A 17,269-nucleotide genomic window follows, 5' to 3' on the forward strand; every position below is an offset into this window, starting at 1 on the left:
GCAGCACGAACTCGCGAACTCTCGCACGCAGAATCCAGTAGGCACCCTTGGCTAGAACCCGAACCGCCACTCACGACCAACCCGATGCACGCCTCACCGCGCGCGGCACTCAGGAAGCCGCGGTGAGCGCCCCCAGTCCGCTGGCTTGGGTTCGCCAATCGGCCTGGTTCGGCGTCCCGCCCGCCCAGCGCTGCCCGATCCGGTTCAGCGGGTCGCGATCGGACACCCACAGCGAGTCGGCCTGCCGCCGCGCGAAGTCCCGGTAGAGCGTGGAGTCCGTCGCGTTCGCCAAATCGGCGAGAAAGCGCATGAAAATACCCTTGAACTGCTTTTGGTTGTCGTCACAGGAGTTCTGTCCGACGTCGCAGGATTCGGTGAGCACGCCGTTCCTGGTCAGCACCGGGCCGGTCACCGCGGCGTCGGCCAGTCGCCGGGCGGCGTCGAGCCAGCGGGTTTCGCCGGTGGCACGCCAGACCTCGACGAGACCACCGATACCGAGTCCCTGGTTGTACGTCCAGACCGTCTGGCCGTTGTTGCGGCAGTCGCGGGTCAGGCCGTCGTTGACCAGTCCGGCCGCGTTGATCATCCCGCTGGCCAGGTACCAGTCCGCGGCGGTCCGGGATCGTTGCAGCCAAAGCGAATCACCCGGCGTCCGGCGGTGCACGGAAGCCGCGAGCCGCAGGTACAGACCACTGGTGACGGCGTTCTTGTAGGTCCGTTCCCGGTCCCACCAGACACCGCCGCCGCAGGATCCCGTGTCCCAGTATTGGTGCACGTAGGCGGCGATCCTGGTCGCCATGGCGAGGTAACGGGGATCGCCGGTGTGGTCGTAGGCGGCCACCCACGCCAAGCCCCACCAGGCGCTGTCGTCGATGGCGCGGCTCTCGAAATTCCCTTCGATGGCGTCGGAACTGCGCTCACCGGCGGGGAAAACGCCACGGTTCTGCTCGAAGGTGCGCGCGATGACCCAGTCGTGGCGGCGATCCCCGTGGTCGATGACCGCCGTCAGTGTCGCCGCCGAGTTCCACCAGCTGCTCGGCCACCAGCCCGGATACGGATCGTAGGAGTACAAGAGCGCGTCGGCCGCCGCCTGTGCCCGCGTCGGCGCCGGGCGCGCCCACGCCGTACAGGATCCTTCCCGGTGTCCGGCCTCCCTGCCGCAAGCGCGGACGGCGCCGCCGTAGTGACGGCCACGGGGATCGCGGGTCGCGAACAACGCCGTCCCGCCGGTACTCGCGCCCGCGGCGACCGACGTCCGGCCGAGAGACGAACCACCCGCCCAGCCCGCCCCCGCGTCCCAGGAGCGATCCAGCCAGATCTCGTCGCCCCGCGCACCGGAATCGATGGTGCCCCAAGCCATCGCGTTCCGGTCGACGTGCAGGCGGATCGTGCGCCCTAACAACGTCGTCGGCGGAACCGGCTGGGTGTCGCCGTTCGCCTGGGTCGTGCCGTCGCAGACGACATCGCAGACCTTCGGGTAAATCCATTCCGTACAGGTGACACCGGCGGCGTCGCCACACGCGCGGATCAGGCCGCGCCGGTGCTCGCCGGGGTCGGTCACGTTGTACATCAAGGTTCTCGTGCCGGTCCACGAGCCGGGGATGCTCGCCTTGCCCAGCAATCCTTCCCAGGACGCGCCCCCGTCCCAAGACCGGTCGAGCCAGACCGAGTCGCCCGTCGCGCCGCGATCGATGCTGCCCCAGGCCATCCCGTCGGCATCGGAGACGTGCAGCCGAATCTGACGCCCGTTGAGCAGTTTGTCCGGAACCGGGAACGTGTCTTGCTGTGCGTGAGAAGGGTCGAGCGTGTCGCAGGAGAGCACGCAGACCGTCGCCGCGGAAGCGACCGGTTCCGCGGCCGGTACGGGAATCGCTGTCAGGATCAGGGAAAGCGCGAGATGGAGCAGCGGTGACATCGTTGTCCGCCCTCGGGATCGGCCAAGCACCGGATCTGGGATGGCTTTCATGATCCGGGTTTGATCACCGGCCGGTCAACGGGAACCACCGGTCAGGTCTCAGGACAGAATTCTTGTTACGCCTGGAGCCCACGCCGCGATCTGTAGGGATGCACGTTCGAGTGGAGGTCTCGTGGAGCTAACGATCAACGCCGGCGGCGACGAACAAGGGTTGAAAGAATTCCATGACTGGCTTCGTGAGGACGACGACGTGGGCCGGTCCGCGACGATCAGCTCGACGGATTCGGGTCAGCTGGGAGCCTTCGAGGTCATTCGCATGTCCATCGGCTCGCTCACGGGATTGGCCAACCTCGGCATCGCGTGGGGCAATTTTCTTCACTCCCGTAAGGAAACGCCCCCGTTCACCATCACGATCGAAGGTGACCTGACCGGCGAGCAACGTGCCATGCTCCGGAACCTGGATCTCCCGCTGGCCCGTCCGGAGGACGTCGAGTGAGCAGCAGGAAATCCCCGGCGCCGTAACACATTCCCCCGTTTCCGCGACTTCGGTGCGGCTAGGGAGAGTAGGTGCCGGTGAAGCGTTTCGCGGTGGTGGCGGTGGCACTGGTCCTGGCGGTGAGCGGCTGCACGAGCGCGCCGGCCGCGAGCGCGTTCGGCGAGGACCGGAAGCCGGTCTCGCCGTCGACGGGGGCGACCGTGGACACCGCGCCCCATCTCAAGGTCAGCGTGCCCGAGGGAGCGGTGGACCGCCCGGCGACATTGTCGGTGGTGCCCACCGACGTCCCGCCGCCCGAGCGGCCGGGCTTCGTCCTGGCGTCCCCGCCGGTGGAAGTGTCGGTCGACGCACCCTTGTCCAGGCCGGTGCGGCTCGAGTTCGACGGCGCCGGTGGTCCGCCCGGCGCGCTACCCGTCGTGCTGCACCACGACCCGGGAACCGGGTGGTACCCGGTCGAAGCCGGTGATCCGGGGAAGCCGGTGACGGCGGACCGGACCAGTCTGTCGCCGTTCGCGCTGGGCTGGATCACCGACGCGGTCGGCTGGATCACCGATCATCTGGTGGGGCGCGGCGGTCCGCCGTCCTGCCCGGCGGGAGCGCCGCCGTGGGCGCGGATGGCCGCTTCGAAGGTCGACCTGGTGACATCCTGCCTGACCGCGGAGGGCGACAAAGCCCGGCTGCGGGTGCGCAACAACCGTGGCCTGCCACTGGAACTGACCGTTCCACCCGGGACGTCGGCGATTTCCGTCGACGGCCAGCCCGAAGTGGTCCGCCAGGTGCTGGGTTCCTTGCTGGGCCCGGACAAGGTACTCCTGCTGTCCGGACAGGAACTGGTCCTGGACTGGGCGAGACCCGCCCGCGAAACGAGAATCGCGGTACGGGCGGCGTTCAGTGCCACGTCGGTGCTGCCCGGGGTGGCGGCCGAAGCACTGGGCGCGGACGACTCCTCGACCCTGCTCGCCCTGGCGACCTTCGTGGTCAAGTGCTCGGCGGCGCAGAACCAGACGTTGCGGTCGCTGGGAAGCCCGGAACTGCTGGGCGCGGCACTGCAGGTGCTGATCGACTGTCTCGGCCCGCTGACGACCCCGGCCGGGGCGGCGGCCGCGGCGACGTCGGCGGTCGCCGCGCTCAACGGGATTTCGGAGTCGATCGCGGTGTCCGAGAAGGGGTTCGCGGTCCAGGTCGACAAGGTCGCCAACGGCCTGCGGGTGGTGGGCAAGATCCTGAAGTTCTACACGATCGCCAAGCTCGTGGGAGCGCTCGGCCAGGTGGCCGCCGACAGCGGCACGAGCGACGCCGATCGCACGATCCAGCTGACCTTGTCCGGCTCGGGTGCCGGAGCGAAGGTGAATCCTCGCGACTACCTCTTCGCGAACGGAGTGGGCAGCGAGCGTTACTACTTCCAGTCACCGTCCGGGAAGTTCCACTGTGGAATCCTCGGGAAGGTCGGCTCGGAACCGACTTCTTCGGGCTGTCACGGCCCGACGGCCCCCGTGCCGCCGCGGCCGTCGAGCTGCGACGAGAACATTTCCTGGGGTGGCGGGATGTTCGTCGACGACACCGGCCATTCGGCCTTCATCTGCACCGGCGGTGTCCTCTACGGCAGCGGGTTCGCGGTCGAGCCGAAGGTCCTTCCCTACGGGAGTTCACTTTCCGTTCTCGGCTACACCTGCCAGTCCGCCGAGAACGGGGTGCGCTGTGCCCATGACCGGACGGGGCGCGGCTTCCGGATTTCGTCCTCCTCCAACGAGCAGTTCTGACCCGGGCTCAAGCCCCGCTTCCCAGCCACCGCAACGTCTCCAGCGCGACGGCCACCGCCACCGCGTTCTCCGCCAACGGTCGCGGAAGCAGCTCGTCTGCCCGCGCCAACCGGCGGACGACGGTGTTCCGGTGGGTGTAGAGCCGCTCCGCGGTCCGCGTCGTGTTGCCCAGTTCGTGGACGTAAGTCCGGACGGTCTCCCGGGTTTCGGCGTCGGCGTGCCGGAGTTCGCCGAGGGTGTCGGCGACGAATTCGCTAGCCTGCGCGGGATCGCCGGTGAGCAGGGCGAGCAGCTGGATGTCCTGGTAGTGCGCGATCTGCTGTGGTGACGTGAGCCGGGCGAGCATCCGCTGGGTGGCCGCGGCGTCCAGATGGCTGCGGCGGAATCCGTCGATGCCGCTGCCGGGACGTCCCAAGGCGACCCGGACGTCGGGGTGCGGCGCGAGCTCTTCGGCGAGCCGGTCCGCTCGCGGCGGGGTCCGGCCGGGCAGCCAGACCCACAGGGCGGCGGCGCTGGCGACGACGGTCAGCCGGTGCGAAGCGTCGCTGGCCCGCATGAGCGTTTCGGCGGCGGTTTCGAGCTGCTGGGACGACGGCGTGACCGAGCCGCTCCAGACGATCGCGGCCGTATGCGGGCCGGCGAGCGGGTAGCCCAGCTGCGCCTCGGCCCGCGAACGGCTGATGGGGGCGCCTTCCAGCAGCAGGGTGACCGTCGCCCGCCGTTCGGCGTGGGCGCCGCGGGTCAGTTCCGTGCGTTCGGCGGCCATCCGCTCGGACACCGCGGAGACGGTGTCCTCGATGAACGTGGTGATGGACAGCGACGAGACGTCCAGCAGTTCGCGGAGCAGGACCGGGTCCGACGTGAGGTCGAAGCAGATCTCGATCCACCGGCGCCAGGCCACCCCCTGCGCCCGCCGGTAGGCGTCGAGACCGCCGGAGTCGAAGCCTCGCCGCACCATGTCGCGGGCGCCGTCGAGCACTTCCTGGTTCAGGTTGGCCGAGACCCGCCTGCCGGGATGCTGCACGTTGGCGGCCGCCCAGTGCAGCAGATTCGCCAGATTCGCGCGCTTCGTCCCTTCGGTCAGGACGGGGTCCTCGGAGACCGCGCGCATGCTGTCGCCGCCGAGCGAGGCTTCGTGCAGCTCCTCGATCCATTCGGCGCGCGGATGCAGGACGATCTCCGCGCCACGGCGGAAGAGATCGCGCGCTTCGGGGGACAGCGTCGGCCATCGCGCTGCGGCACTTTGCACCATGGGTCCATGATGATGGTGCAGATAGTGCTAGCGCAATTCCCCGGCCGACCCGCATGGTGAGGGGAACCGAGACGAGGCTGGAGTACCGCATGACGACGAGCACACCCGTCGAGCACCTCGACGTGGTCATCATCGGTGCCGGGATTTCCGGGATCGGGGCCGCGCGCTACCTCAAGACCGAGCATCCGGGCAAGAAGTTCGCCATCCTGGAGGCCCGCGGCGCGTCCGGCGGCACCTGGGACCTGTTCCGCTACCCGGGCATCCGGTCGGATTCCGACCTCCACACCTTCGGCTACGAGTTCAAGCCGTGGCGGGACAAGCAGTCCATCGCCGACGCGCCCCGCATCCTGTCGTACCTGCGCGAGACGGTCACCGAGAACGGCCTCGAGCCCAGCATCCGCTACCACCACAAGCTGCTCTCGGCCGCCTGGTCGAGTGACGAGGCGCGGTGGCTGCTCGAGATCGAGCGGACCGACACCGGTGAGCGCACCCGCCTGAGCGCGGGCTGGATGTTCAACGCGGGCGGCTACTACCGCTACGACGAGGGCTTCACCCCGCACTTCGAAGGCCGGGACCGCTTCACCGGCACGATCGTGCACCCGCAGCACTGGCCGGAGGACCTCGACTACGCGGGCAAGCGCGTCCTCGTGATCGGCAGTGGCGCCACCGCGGTCACCCTGATCCCGGCGATGGCGCCGACGGCGGCGCACGTGACGATGCTGCAGCGCACCCCCACCTACGTGATGCCGGTGCCGCGCGAGGACAAGCTCGCCAACGGCCTGCGCAAGATCCTCGGCGACGAGCGGGCCTACGCGCTCACCCGCCGCAAGAACATCCGCAAGGGCCTCGCGGTCTGGCAGTTCTGCCAGAAGTTCCCCAAACTCGCCCGCTCGCTCATCCGCTACGTCAACAAGAAGCAGCTTCCCAAGGGCTATCCGGTCGACGAGCACTTCAACCCGCCGTACGACCCGTGGGACCAGCGGCTGTGCGCGGTGCCCGGTGGCGACCTGTTCGCCGCCATCCGCAAGGGCAAGGCCGACGTCGTCACCGACAAGATCGCGACCTTCACCGAAAAGGGAGTCCTGCTCGAATCCGGGCGTGAGCTGGAGGCGGACGTCGTCATCACCGCCACCGGCCTGAATCTCCAGGTGTTCGGCGGGGCGACCCTCAGCGTCGACGGCAAACCGGTGATCCTGTCGGAAACCGTCGCGTACAAGGGAATGATGCTTTCGGACGTGCCGAACGCCGCGTTCGCGATCGGCTACACGAACTCGTCGTGGACGCTCAAGATCGGCCTGCTGTGCGAGCATTTCTGCCGCCTGCTGGCGCATATGGACACCCACGGCTACGACGTCTGCCGTCCCGTCCTCGCCGACCCGGACATGCCCACGAAGCCGTTCCTGGACTTCGCCGCCGGGTACGTGCAGCGTGCGCTCGGCCAGCTGCCGCGCCAGGGCGACCGCATGCCGTGGCTGACCTCGATGAGCTACCACTCGGACATCAAGCTGCTGCGCGCGGACGACATCACCGACCCCGAGCTGCACTTCTCCCACGCGAAGGTCCGGGAAGCGGTGGGCTCGTGACCGACAGCTTCGCCGACCTGCCCGGCGGCCCGCGGATCTGCTATCGCGAGGACGGGCCCGCCGACGGTGTCCCGCTGGTGCTGATCGCCGGGCTCGGCCTGGACCTCACGTCGTGGCCGCGGCCGATGATCGAGGGGTTCACCGGCCGCGGCTTCCGCGTCATCCGGTTCGACAACCGCGACGCGGGCCGCTCCGATCGCATCAAGGCGCCGAATCCCGGCAAGCTGCGGCAACTGCTGGCGCGGCCCCTGCCGGATGCGTACGACCTGGGGGACATGGCGGCGGACACCGTCGGCCTGCTGGACCACCTCGGCGTCGAACAAGCGCATCTGGTCGGCATGTCGATGGGCGGCATGATCGCCCAGACCGTCGCCGCCAGGAATCCCGGCCGGGTCCTGTCGCTGACGTCGATCTTCTCGACCACCGGACATCGCAGGGTCGGGCAGCCTGCGCGGTCGACGTTGCTGCGCATGGCGAGGCGTCCCGCGCGGACGGTCGAGGAATCGGTGGTCGGCCACCTGGCGATGATGGGTCACCTCGGCTCGGCCGAGTTCCCACTGGACAAGGACATCGAGACGGCCTGGGCCACCGGCCTGTGGGAACGGGCGGGAGGCAGGCGGGCCCGCAGCGGCATCGCCCGGCAGATCGGCGCGATCCAGGCCAGCGGCGACCGGACGGCGGAACTCGGCCGCGTCACCTGTCCGACGGTCGTGGTCCACGGGAACGCCGATCGCATGGTCCACCACAGCGGTGGACGGGCGACCTCGAAGGCCGTGAAGGGTGCCCGCTACGTCGAAATCCCCGGAATGGGCCACCACATCGCCCCCGACCTCGTGGACAGGCTCGTCGAACTCACCGCCGAACTGGCCCTCGACCCGGCAGGAGAATCCCGATGAGCAGCGTTCGCGGCAAGGTCGCCGTCGTCACCGGAGCCGGTTCCGGCATCGGCCGTCAGCTCGCGCTGGAACTCGCGCGGCGCGGCGCCCGGCTCGCGGTGTCCGATGTGGACGAAACGGGGCTGGCCGAAACGGTCGCCGAGGTCAAGGCCCTCGGCGCGGAAGTGCAGGGCGCCACGCTGGACGTCAGCGACCGGGCGGCCGTCCAGGAGTACGCGACCACGGTCGCCGGGCAGTTCGGTGTGGTGCACCAGATCTACAACAACGCCGGCGTCGCCGGTGGCGGGCAGACCGTCCTCGACGCCGAGTGGGAGCTCTACGACCGCACACTCGCGGTCAACCTCTTCGGCGTCATCAACGGCACCAAGGCTTTCCTGCCGCACCTGATCGACTCCGGCGACGGCCAGGTCGTCAACGTCTCCAGCCTCAACGGGTTCATGGCCCAGCCGACCCTCAGTGCCTACTGTGCCAGCAAGTTCGGTGTCCGCGGCTTCACCGAAGCCCTGCGCACCGAGATGATCGCGGGCAGGCATCCGGTGCGCGTGACGGTCGTCCACCCGGGCGGGGTCAAGACCGGCATCGCCTCGTCGGCGTTGAAGGAAGCTCAGGCGCGCGGTATCGAGCCCACCGCCGAACAGCTCGAACGTGTCCGGCTGTACAACGAAAAGCTGCTGAAGATGCCGGCCGATCAGGCCGCCCGCATCATCGTCGACGGGGTCGAGGCCGGGAAACCGCGCGTGCTGGTCGGAAACGACGCGAAACTGGTCGACAGGCTCGTCCGGCTGCTCCCGCGGCTCTACCCGAAGCTGATCGTCGACTTCGAACGGCGGCGTTTCGCCCGCAAGTGATCAGGCGTCGACGCTCCGGTGCCCGAACAAGCCGAGCAGCCAGGTGTAGCGGACGGCTTCGCGTGCCTGGCCGTAGGCGTCTTCGGTGCCGTTCCAGATGGCCTGCGTGATCAGCTCGATCGTGGCGGCGACGACCGTCCGCGCGGTGAACGGCGGCGGTGACGGCAGCGCGGGATCGGTGGCACGCAGCCATTTCGCCGTCCGGTCGAAGACGGCCTCCCCGGCGCGCAAGGTGTTCTCCCGCGCTTCGAGCCCCGCGTCGCCGAGCGCGTAGATCTCCAGCAGGGCGGCCCGGACGGCGGTGGGCCGCCGGTGCACGTAGTCGACGAGGAAGTCGCAGCAGGCGGCGACGGCGTCCAGTGGGGTCGCGGCCTCGGCGCCCGCGGCGACCCCCTGCGCGATGAACTCGGTGGTGATCTCGCGATAGGCGGCGAGGAACGCGTCCTGTTTGTCGGCGAACTGCTGGTAGAACGAAGTCCGGGACACGCCCGCGGTGGCGGTGATGTGGCCGACGGTGGTGCCGACGTAGCCGCGCGTTCCGGTGTTCTCGAGTACCGCGTCGATCAGCCGGGCCCGCTGGGTTCCGGCGACCTCGTCACGGCTGAGGTTGTGCGGCCCCTTCGGCAGCTTGCGGTGCTCGGTCACGTGCAGCACGGTACCGGTCCAGACAACCGTGAAGGCCTCCTTCCCCACTGTCAGAGCAGGGAAGGAGGCCTTCACGGACGGAGCGTCGTTCTAGCTGACCGGCACCTCCGGGGCGAGCGAGTTGCCGGGTGCGATCTTTCCGCAGGTGGACGGCGCGGGCTTGCCCGCGAAACGGTCGTTGAGCCAGCCGATGGCCTGCGGCGCCCAGGCGACCGCCGCCCCGACGTGGCTCAGCGTGTTGTACTGGTCGTACTTGATCGACTTGTTGCCGGTGTCGCAGTACTGCCGGGCGAGCGAGCGCACGTCGCCGGCGACCATCACACCGTCACCGGTCCCGATACCCGGCGGGTTGCCGAAAGTGCCTTCCACGACACCGTTGTTGCCCTGCGCGATGTAGCCGGGCACGGTGGGCGTCGGCGCGGAGCCGAGGTTGATCTTGTTCACGGCCTCGATGTACGGCAGCACCTTGTTCGGGTTGGCGTACTCGGGCTTGACGAACTTCTCCCACGTCAGCCCGGGATAGCGGCCGAGCGCGTCGGCGATCGACGCCTTCTCCAGGTCCTTGAGCACCTTCAGGCCGTAAGAATTCGCGTACGGCTTGAGATCGATCTCGAAGGATCGCGAGACCCCGATGAGAGCCATCGGAATGACGCCGGTCCAGGCGATGCTTCCGTTGACGTACTTGAGATTGTGCGACGGTTTGACGAGCACTCCGCCTTCGGTGAATCCGACCAGATTCTTGTTGACCTCGGGCGCGTAAGTCGGCGCGAGCGCGGCGGCCCAGCCGGTCGCGATGGCACCACCCGAATAGCCGATGAGACCGAACTTGGTCTTGTCGTTCATTCCCGTTTCCGGCGCCCGCGTCGCGGCGCGGACCGAATCCAGGGTGTTCGTCCCGTATTCCGGACCGGCCGCGAAGTTCGCCTTCTGGCCCTCGGTGTCGGGAATGACGACGTTGTAGCCCAGCAGCAGCGCGGGTGCGACGAACAGCGCCTCCGCGTTGGCGATCAGTCCGCCGAACGAGACGTCGCCGGCGATCGCCCTCGACGGGCCGTGCTCGGGGTTGAGCGAGTCGTAGAACGATTGGTACGAAACGGCTTTGGTGTTGTCACCGGTGAGGCTGCGCACCACCGAAGTGACGTTGGCGGACGGTTTCCCCAGCGCGTCGGTGGTCCGGTAGAGCAACTGGGTGACCTTGAGCGGCGTGGAAATGCCGATCACGTGGTAATTCAGCGTCCGGGTCTTCAAGACGGTTCCGGGGCTGAACGACGACAGCGGTTCACTGCCGCAGTAGCTGTAGAACGGATCGGTCGCGGGGGCGGCGGAGGCGGCGGGCGCGGCGGCGAAAGTGACGACGAGAGCGATCGCGACGGCCAGCAGGCGAGCGGGCTTTCGGGTCATGACTCCCCTTTGAATCATGAAGTGGATCACGTTTTGGATGTTCGGAACCTACCAGCCGGTAACTGATGATGTACAGAGGCGTACACCATTTATTGTCACGACTTTGATATCGCCTCCCGGCGAGACGTTCCGATTTGGACGGAGCACGGCTCCGACAGGGTCCTGGTTGTGATCCAGCACAAAAACGGCAGTGCGATCAACGGGATCAACGCCGTCCGCAACGAGGTGTGGTCGGCGATCGTGCCGAGGACCGGGCTCGCGAGACCGCCGATGCTGACGGTCAGGCCGAGGGTGACACCGCTGGCGGTGCCGACCCGGTGGGGGAGGTAGTCCTGGGCGAGCGTGATCTGCAGGGAGAACGGGATGTACAGGCCCACGGCGGCCAGCAGGACGAACGGGAAGAACGCCGGACCCGGCACCAGCACGACCCCGGCGACGGCGGCGATGGTGCCCAGATACGAGCGGCGCACCACGGTGACGCGGTCCCACCGGCCGGCCAGTCTGCTGCCCAGCAGGGTGCCTCCGGCCCCGCCGAGATAGAGCAGGAACAGCGCGGCACTGCCCGTCGTCGTGCCGCCGCCGGTGCGCTGCTGGGCGTAGAGCGAGACGAACGTGCTCAGCCCGACGAATACGATCGAACGGAAGACGACGGCCAGCGACAGTTTGGTGAACGACCTCCAGTCGTCGACCCCCACGACGTCCGCCGCCGGGCCGCCGGTGCGGGCGGTCCTGGCGAGTGCGCGCAGTACGGGGAGGCAGAGCACGGAACCGGCCAGGGCGGGCAGGACGAGCAGTGGCGACATACGGAGCCCGCCGAGGGCCATGACCGCGGTGACGAGCACCGGGGCGGCGGCGAACCCGACGTTCCCGCCGAGGGAGAACCAGCCCATCGCCGTATGCCTGCCGCCTCCGGCGATCCTCGTGACCCGCGCGGCCTCGGGGTGGTAGGCGGCCACCCCGATCCCCGACACGGCGACGAAAACGAGCGTCAGCGCGTAGGAGTCGACGAGCCCGCCGAGTCCGATGCCCAGCCCGCCGAGGATCGTGCTCGACGGGAGCAGCCAGGGCATCGCCCATCGGTCGGTCAGCGCGCCGAACAACGGCTGCGCGACCGACGAGAGCAGCGACGCGGCGAGCACGATGCCCGACACCGCCGCGTATCCGTAGGCGCGTTCGGCGGCGAAGAAGGGCACGAGCGCGGCCATCGAACCCTGGTACACGTCCACGCACGCGTGCCCTGCCGACAACAGGATGATCGCTTTGTTCCTTGGCACCCCGTCATGCTCGCTGTGAGTGGCAGTGTCGCGCTTCCGATAAAATGACAACCGATGACGGAAATCCGCCACCTTCCCGCGGCGCCGACCCAGGTCCGGTCCCTGGCCTCCGGCGCGGTCATCGACGCGCACCGCCACGACGAGCACCAGGTCGTCTACGCGGCCCGTGGTGTCCTGGCCATCACCACCGACAAGGGCTCGTGGGTCGCTCCCGCCACCAGGGCCATCTGGGTGCCCGCCGGGACCGTGCACGCCCATCAGGCGCACGGCGACCTCGAACTCCGTCTGGTCGGCCTGCCGGCCACCGAGAACCCGTTACGGCTGCACGAACCGAGCGTCCTGGCCGTCGGCCCGCTCCTGCGCGAGCTGATCCGCGCCTACACCGATCCGCCGCACGACGACAGCCCGGAACGCCGTCGGCTGCGCGCGGTCCTGCTCGATCGGCTCCGTGTCTCACCGCAGCAGCCTCTGCACCTGCCGACGCCGCAAGACCCGCGCCTGCGCGCCCTGTGCGAGATCCTGAGCGCCGATCCGGCCGACAACCGGACTCTGGCCGCCCTCGGTGCCCGGGTCGGAGCGAGCGATCGCACCCTGGCCCGGCTCTTCAAGGCTGACCTCGGCATGACCTTCCCGCAGTGGCGCACGCAGTTGCGGCTCTGCCGCGCGCTGGTCCTCCTGGCCGAGAACACCCCGGTGACCGCGGTGGCGCATGCCTGCGGCTGGTCGTCGACCAGCGCGTTCATCGACGTCTTCCGGCGCGCCTTCGGGCATACGCCGGGCACGCACTACGACCGGTGACCGAAACGCCTCGTGAGTGGTAAGGACGGTTCTAACCGTCCTTACCACTCACGAGACCCGAATGCCGTCGGTCACGAAAAAGCGGGGCCGGTCCACAGTGGACCGGCCCCGCTTCGGGTTCGTCTCTTACGCCTGGCTACGGCGACGACGGACCAGCAGCACCATCAGCACACCCGCGCCGAGGAGCGAGCCGCCGATGACCAGCGGCAGGGTCGCGGAAGCACCGGTGTTCGCCAGCTCGTCACCGCCGCCCGACTCGGCGCCGCCGGGGGTGGTGGGGGCCGGGGTCTCGGTGGCGGGCGCGCCGCCCTGCTTCCAGCTCGCGGTGGCGTTCGCGGTGACCGAGGTCTTCTCGGAGTCCGCGACGATCAGCGACTGGGCGGGGACCTTGTCGTAGTTCTCGCCCACGAACAGGCGGCCGGTGTCGAGGTGGCCGCTCACCTTCAGCGAGAACGAGCCGTTGCCGTCCTTGGCGTCCTTGGGGACGTCGACGAAGACCTTGGTGCCGTCCTTGATGGCGGCGGCCTTGATCTCCTTGCCGTCGGCGTCGACGACCTTGACACCCTCGGGCAGCTTGCTGGTCAGCTCGGTGATGTCACCGGTGGTGGCGATGCTGAACGGGCCGATCTTGCTGCCGGTCGCACCGGAGGCCTTGGCCGGGCCGATGTCGAGGGTCGGCTTCGGCTGCGCGCTGATGCCGACGTTGTCCTTGCCGGTGAGGTAGTCGTAGAGGGCGAGCACGTCGGCCGACGCCTTGGCGTCCCCGTCCATCAGCGGCTTGTCGCGGTCGAAGTCCTTGCCGTCGCTGAAGTGCCAGACGGCCGCCTGAGTCGCGGTGACGGCCTCGCCGGTGGACAGACCGTCGTTGAACTTGACCGACTTCTTGCCGAGCGTGCTCTCGATGGCCTTCACGCCGACCGACGGGTAGCCGTGGTGCAGCACCCAGTTGATCTTCGAGTTGTTCTTGTTGAACGGCGACGAAGCATCCGGGTATTTGTTCCACGGGCGCTCGATCATGTCCTGGTCGGTGCGCATGTTGACTTCGATCTGGACGCAGTACATCTTGAGCTTGCTGCCGTCGGAGAGCTTCAGCTCGAACAGCTCCGGGACGTAGTGCTTGGGGTCCCCGAAGTTGACGCTGTAGCCCCTCTCGCCGGCCTTGTCGATGACCCGGCCCCGCGCCGCGCCGTCCTCGGCGAGTGCGGCCGGAGCGGCCATCGTCAGCGCGACGGCCGCGGTAGCGACCGCGATCCCGCCGCGAACCAGAACTGACCTGCCGTGCATGTGTCTCCCATCCGATACGGACCACGAATGCCAGTGCCGCGTGCGACCACAGGCCCCGACCGCAACGGCTCGCCCACATGGGGGATCAGTAATCCCATCGAGCGAGAGCGGAGCATACAGAGGCCACACATGTGGCTACTCCGGGGTATGGCTGATGTCCGAATTGCCCCGAAAGAAGAGTGAACGCCACGAGAATGATCTTGGGCGAGTAGATGACCTTCCGGGGCGGGTGCCGGGGCGGTCCTCGTCTCGCGAGGGTGGGGCCGGTCCGGCATCACGGCGATTTGCTCCGGTGGAAGGACTGCCGGAATAGGGGACTTCGGCATGTCCTGGCGTGAATTTTCCGCCGCTTCGGATGTACTCCACTTTACTGGTTTATTTCCGTCAGGCTCGTTCATGGCGGTTTCGGTTATTCACGTGCGCGGAAGCGCTATTGGTGCCGAGTGTCGAATGTCACAGTATGTGGCGACGACGTCCGCGCCTCCTTCAATCGGGGGTGTCACCGACTTCGGGCTTGGTTCTTTCGGGTGGATGTTCCAGTCTTGCTGGGGAGATCCCGCTCGGCGAGGTAGACAGGGAGGTTCGAGGATTGCGCGGGAGTTCTCGGATGTGGCTTGACAGTATGACGCGGCGGAGCTTCGTGTCCGGGGTATTTGCGCGAACAAAAGAATGTGTCCGTGAGGGGGAGTCACGAGCATGAGTTTTGTGGCGCGTAACCTGCGATCTTATTCATCATGGGGATCTTTGATCGGTGACGAAGAATCGCGGCAGTGCAATTCGGAGGCGGATAGTCGCCGGTCGAGGTGTCGTCATGGGAGATGACATAGGCACGGTGTCGTCGGCACTGGCCGTGACGTCACCCTCCGGCAACCCGATTCCCCGGCAGCTGCCTCCGGTGCCGGCGTACTTCACCAGCAGGATCGCCGAGCTCGAGGAGCTCGACTCGGCCACCGCCGGTCAGGAGCGGGACTCGGTCGACCAGCTGCCCGCGGTGACCGTCGTGGTCGGACCGGGAGGAGTGGGCAAGACCGCGCTCGCCGTCACCTGGGCGGTCCGGAACGCAGGGCTTTTCCCGTCGGGCCAGCTGTACGCGGACCTCCGTGGGTTCTCCCCAGAGACAGCTGTCCCGCCCGAAGAGGCGCTCGGAGCGTTCTTACGCGCACTCGGCATCCCTCCGGAACGGGTGCCGGTCGAACTGGCCGAGCAAGCCGCACTGTTCCGGACCACCACGGCGGGAATGCGACTGCTTCTGGTGGTGGACAACGCGATCTCGGCCGCCCAGGTGCGGCCGCTGATCCCGGCTTCGTCGGGATGCGTCGTCGTGGTCACCAGCAGGCTGAGACTGGATGGCCTGCACGCGGAGGGCGCGCGGTTCGTCGACATGGCGCCCCTGCCGCAGGAACACGCCATCGAGCTGCTGACCCGATCGGTGGGGAAGTCGCGAGTGGCCGACGAACTGTCCGACGTCACGAAACTGGCGTCCTTGTGCGGCCGGCTGCCGATCGCGCTCCGGGTGGCGGGCGCGAGGCTCGCGTCGCGGCCGAAATGGCCGGTGGCGAGGATGGTGGCCGAGCTCCGTGACGAACGACTGCGGTTGACGAGACTGTCGCCGGTGGGCGAGGCGTCGTTGACTGCCACCTTCGACTCGTCGTATGCGGTACTGCCGCCGCACGCTGCCCGGCTCTACCGGCTGGTCAGCGAACACCCGGGGCTGACGGTCGAAGTGGGTGCGGCCGCCGCGGCCGCCCGGGTTTCCGACGACGAGGCGGCGGACGGGCTTCAAGTGCTCGCGGACGCCAGTCTCCTCGAGGAGATCGGCGTGCGGGGTTACCGCTTCCACGATCTGGTGCGGTTGCACGCGCGAGCGTTGCCCGACGACGACCGCTTCGAAGTCGTCCCGCGGATCGCGGAGTGGTACCTGCACCGGATGACCCGGGCGAACATGGTCGTGATCCCGATGCGATGGCGGATCAGCACCGTGCGCGCCCGGTACGAAGATTCACCACCGTTGTTCGACACGAGCGTCGATGCCCTTCGCTGGCTGGACGAACGGCTGCCGGACGTCATCGACCTGCTCGAAGAGACGTTCGCGCTGGGACAGGACGAACTGGCCTGGCAACTGTGCGAGGCTCTCTGGGAGCTCTTCCTCCACCGCAAGCATTATCAGCTTTGGATCCGGACGCACGAGGTCGGCATCGCCGCGGCGCGCCGGTGCGCCAATGCGGTCGCCGAAGCGCGGTTGCGATGTCAGCTGGCTCGCGCCTATCTGGATCTGGGACGGTTCGATGCCGCTGAAATCGAATGTTCGAAGGCGGCGGAGCTGGCGCGAGGAGCAGGAAGCCGCCACAACGAGTCCGTGGCCTTGGACCAGCTGGGCATGGCGGCGCAGGGGCGCGGTGATTTCGAGCGAGCGGTCGAGTACTTCGGCGAAAGCCTCGTGATCGAAGGGGAACTCGGGATCGATCGCGGCGTCGCCCAGCGGCACCGCCGGATCGGCGAGGCCTTGCTCCAGGCGGGCCGGACCATCGACGCCGCCAGGCACCTGCGTCTCGCGCAAGAGATGTTCAACGAAGTCGGTGACGTGAAGGACGAGGCCAAGGTCACCCTGTCGCTGGCGGTGATCGATGCGCGGGCAGGTGAGATCACCGCGGCGAAGCGTGAGCTCGGACGCGCCGCCGCGGTGCTCGACCAGTCAGGTTCGGCCGTCTATCAGTCCGATGTGCTGATGGCGTTCGCCGAGGTCGCTGAGCTCGAGGGCGATTTCGCCGCCGCTCGCGGCCAGCTGACCAAGGCACTGGACCTGTGCCGTCCGATCGGTGGGCTGCGGGTGGAACAAGCCCGCACCCGGCTGGCTGCTTTGGACGCACGACGTGATCGTGCGCAGCGACCGGAGCCGTCGGCGGGCGAGCAACCATAGATAGGCGCCTGCCCCCGCCAGTTCCGTGGACTCGCACGGGATGACGACCACGTCCCCCGCACGGTCGCCGACGAGACAGAGCCCGGGGGAACACGCGACGACGACGATCGTGAGGCCGGGCAGCCGGTCGAAGTCCTTCGCGATCACGGATCGGGCGTTCGCGACCGGATGCGGTCCGGAGTGGACGAGCACGTCGACGA

General features: G+C 68.3%; 13 protein-coding genes. 7 read left to right on the top strand and 6 right to left on the bottom strand.

The window, feature by feature from the left end; genetic code table 11:
- Nucleotides 1-109 precede the first annotated feature (109 nt).
- A complete protein-coding gene (locus BKN51_RS02985) occupies nucleotides 110-1,915 on the bottom strand; it encodes a glycoside hydrolase family 76 protein (RefSeq protein WP_101606152.1) in 1,806 nt (601 codons plus the stop codon).
- Between the two features lie 172 nt (nucleotides 1,916-2,087).
- On the opposite strand from BKN51_RS02985, the gene BKN51_RS02990 reads away from it, so the two are divergent.
- Both BKN51_RS02990 and BKN51_RS02995 read left to right on the top strand, forming a co-directional pair.
- Entirely contained in the window at nucleotides 2,088-2,411 is a 324-nt protein-coding gene (locus BKN51_RS02990; RefSeq protein ID WP_101606153.1) for an effector-associated constant component EACC1, read from the top strand.
- A 71-nt stretch (nucleotides 2,412-2,482) separates the two neighbouring features.
- On the top strand, nucleotides 2,483-4,171 hold the full coding sequence (locus BKN51_RS02995) for a hypothetical protein (protein ID WP_101606154.1): 1,689 nt from the start codon (nucleotides 2,483-2,485) through the stop codon (nucleotides 4,169-4,171).
- A 7-nt stretch (nucleotides 4,172-4,178) separates the two neighbouring features.
- Here BKN51_RS02995 and BKN51_RS03000 read toward each other — a convergent pair whose 3' ends face one another.
- Nucleotides 4,179-5,423, bottom strand: coding sequence for a PucR family transcriptional regulator (locus BKN51_RS03000; protein ID WP_101606155.1), 1,245 nt, complete (start codon nucleotides 5,421-5,423; stop codon nucleotides 4,179-4,181).
- 89 nt (nucleotides 5,424-5,512) lie between these two features.
- On the opposite strand from BKN51_RS03000, the gene BKN51_RS03005 reads away from it, so the two are divergent.
- From BKN51_RS03005 to BKN51_RS03015, 3 genes are read left to right on the top strand one after another with little or no spacing between them, the layout of a single operon-like run.
- Entirely contained in the window at nucleotides 5,513-7,006 is a 1,494-nt protein-coding gene (locus BKN51_RS03005) for a flavin-containing monooxygenase (RefSeq protein WP_101606156.1), read from the top strand.
- Entirely contained in the window at nucleotides 7,003-7,902 is a 900-nt protein-coding gene (locus BKN51_RS03010; RefSeq protein ID WP_101606157.1) for an alpha/beta fold hydrolase, read from the top strand. The genes BKN51_RS03005 and BKN51_RS03010 overlap by 4 nt, the downstream gene beginning before the upstream one ends.
- Nucleotides 7,899-8,750, top strand: a complete 852-nt coding sequence (locus tag BKN51_RS03015) for an SDR family NAD(P)-dependent oxidoreductase (protein ID WP_101606158.1) — start codon at nucleotides 7,899-7,901, stop codon at nucleotides 8,748-8,750. The genes BKN51_RS03010 and BKN51_RS03015 overlap by 4 nt, the downstream gene beginning before the upstream one ends.
- Here BKN51_RS03015 and BKN51_RS03020 read toward each other — a convergent pair whose 3' ends face one another.
- From BKN51_RS03020 to BKN51_RS03030, 3 genes are all read right to left on the bottom strand, one after another.
- Nucleotides 8,751-9,395 (bottom strand): TetR/AcrR family transcriptional regulator, encoded by a 645-nt coding sequence (locus tag BKN51_RS03020; RefSeq protein WP_233224301.1) that lies wholly within the window; start codon nucleotides 9,393-9,395, stop codon nucleotides 8,751-8,753.
- Between the two features lie 90 nt (nucleotides 9,396-9,485).
- Entirely contained in the window at nucleotides 9,486-10,796 is a 1,311-nt protein-coding gene (locus BKN51_RS03025; protein ID WP_101606159.1) for a lipase family protein, read from the bottom strand.
- A 95-nt stretch (nucleotides 10,797-10,891) separates the two neighbouring features.
- Nucleotides 10,892-12,070 (bottom strand): MFS transporter, encoded by a 1,179-nt coding sequence (locus BKN51_RS03030; RefSeq protein WP_101606160.1) that lies wholly within the window; start codon nucleotides 12,068-12,070, stop codon nucleotides 10,892-10,894.
- Between the two features lie 54 nt (nucleotides 12,071-12,124).
- On the opposite strand from BKN51_RS03030, the gene BKN51_RS03035 reads away from it, so the two are divergent.
- Entirely contained in the window at nucleotides 12,125-12,868 is a 744-nt protein-coding gene (locus BKN51_RS03035; protein ID WP_101606161.1) for an AraC family transcriptional regulator, read from the top strand.
- 126 nt (nucleotides 12,869-12,994) lie between these two features.
- Here the strand turns inward: BKN51_RS03035 and BKN51_RS03040 are convergent, their stop codons facing one another.
- Nucleotides 12,995-14,152 (bottom strand): Cys-Gln thioester bond-forming surface protein, encoded by a 1,158-nt coding sequence (locus BKN51_RS03040; RefSeq protein WP_101606162.1) that lies wholly within the window; start codon nucleotides 14,150-14,152, stop codon nucleotides 12,995-12,997.
- A gap of 811 nt (nucleotides 14,153-14,963) precedes the next feature.
- Here BKN51_RS03040 and BKN51_RS03045 point away from each other — a divergent pair.
- On the top strand, nucleotides 14,964-17,069 hold the full coding sequence (locus BKN51_RS03045) for a tetratricopeptide repeat protein (protein WP_101606163.1): 2,106 nt from the start codon (nucleotides 14,964-14,966) through the stop codon (nucleotides 17,067-17,069).
- Nucleotides 17,070-17,269 lie beyond the last annotated feature (200 nt).

It is taken from the genome of Amycolatopsis sp. BJA-103, from assembly GCF_002849735.1.
In the GTDB taxonomy this organism is placed as follows: Bacteria; Actinomycetota; Actinomycetes; order Mycobacteriales; family Pseudonocardiaceae; genus Amycolatopsis.

Bases quoted from the DNA above. Each gene is read 5' to 3' on its own strand.
- BKN51_RS02985 (WP_101606152.1), bottom strand. From the start codon at position 1,915: ATGTCACCGCTGCTCCATCTCGCGCTTTCCCTGATCCTGACAGCGATT.
- BKN51_RS03000 (WP_101606155.1), bottom strand. From the start codon at position 5,423: ATGGTGCAAAGTGCCGCAGCGCGATGGCCGACGCTGTCCCCCGAAGCG.
- BKN51_RS03005 (WP_101606156.1), top strand. From the start codon at position 5,513: ATGACGACGAGCACACCCGTCGAGCACCTCGACGTGGTCATCATCGGT.
- BKN51_RS03015 (WP_101606158.1), top strand. From the start codon at position 7,899: ATGAGCAGCGTTCGCGGCAAGGTCGCCGTCGTCACCGGAGCCGGTTCC.
- BKN51_RS03025 (WP_101606159.1), bottom strand. From the start codon at position 10,796: ATGACCCGAAAGCCCGCTCGCCTGCTGGCCGTCGCGATCGCTCTCGTC.
- BKN51_RS03035 (WP_101606161.1), top strand. From the start codon at position 12,125: ATGACGGAAATCCGCCACCTTCCCGCGGCGCCGACCCAGGTCCGGTCC.
- BKN51_RS03040 (WP_101606162.1), bottom strand. From the start codon at position 14,152: ATGCACGGCAGGTCAGTTCTGGTTCGCGGCGGGATCGCGGTCGCTACC.
- BKN51_RS03045 (WP_101606163.1), top strand. From the start codon at position 14,964: ATGGGAGATGACATAGGCACGGTGTCGTCGGCACTGGCCGTGACGTCA.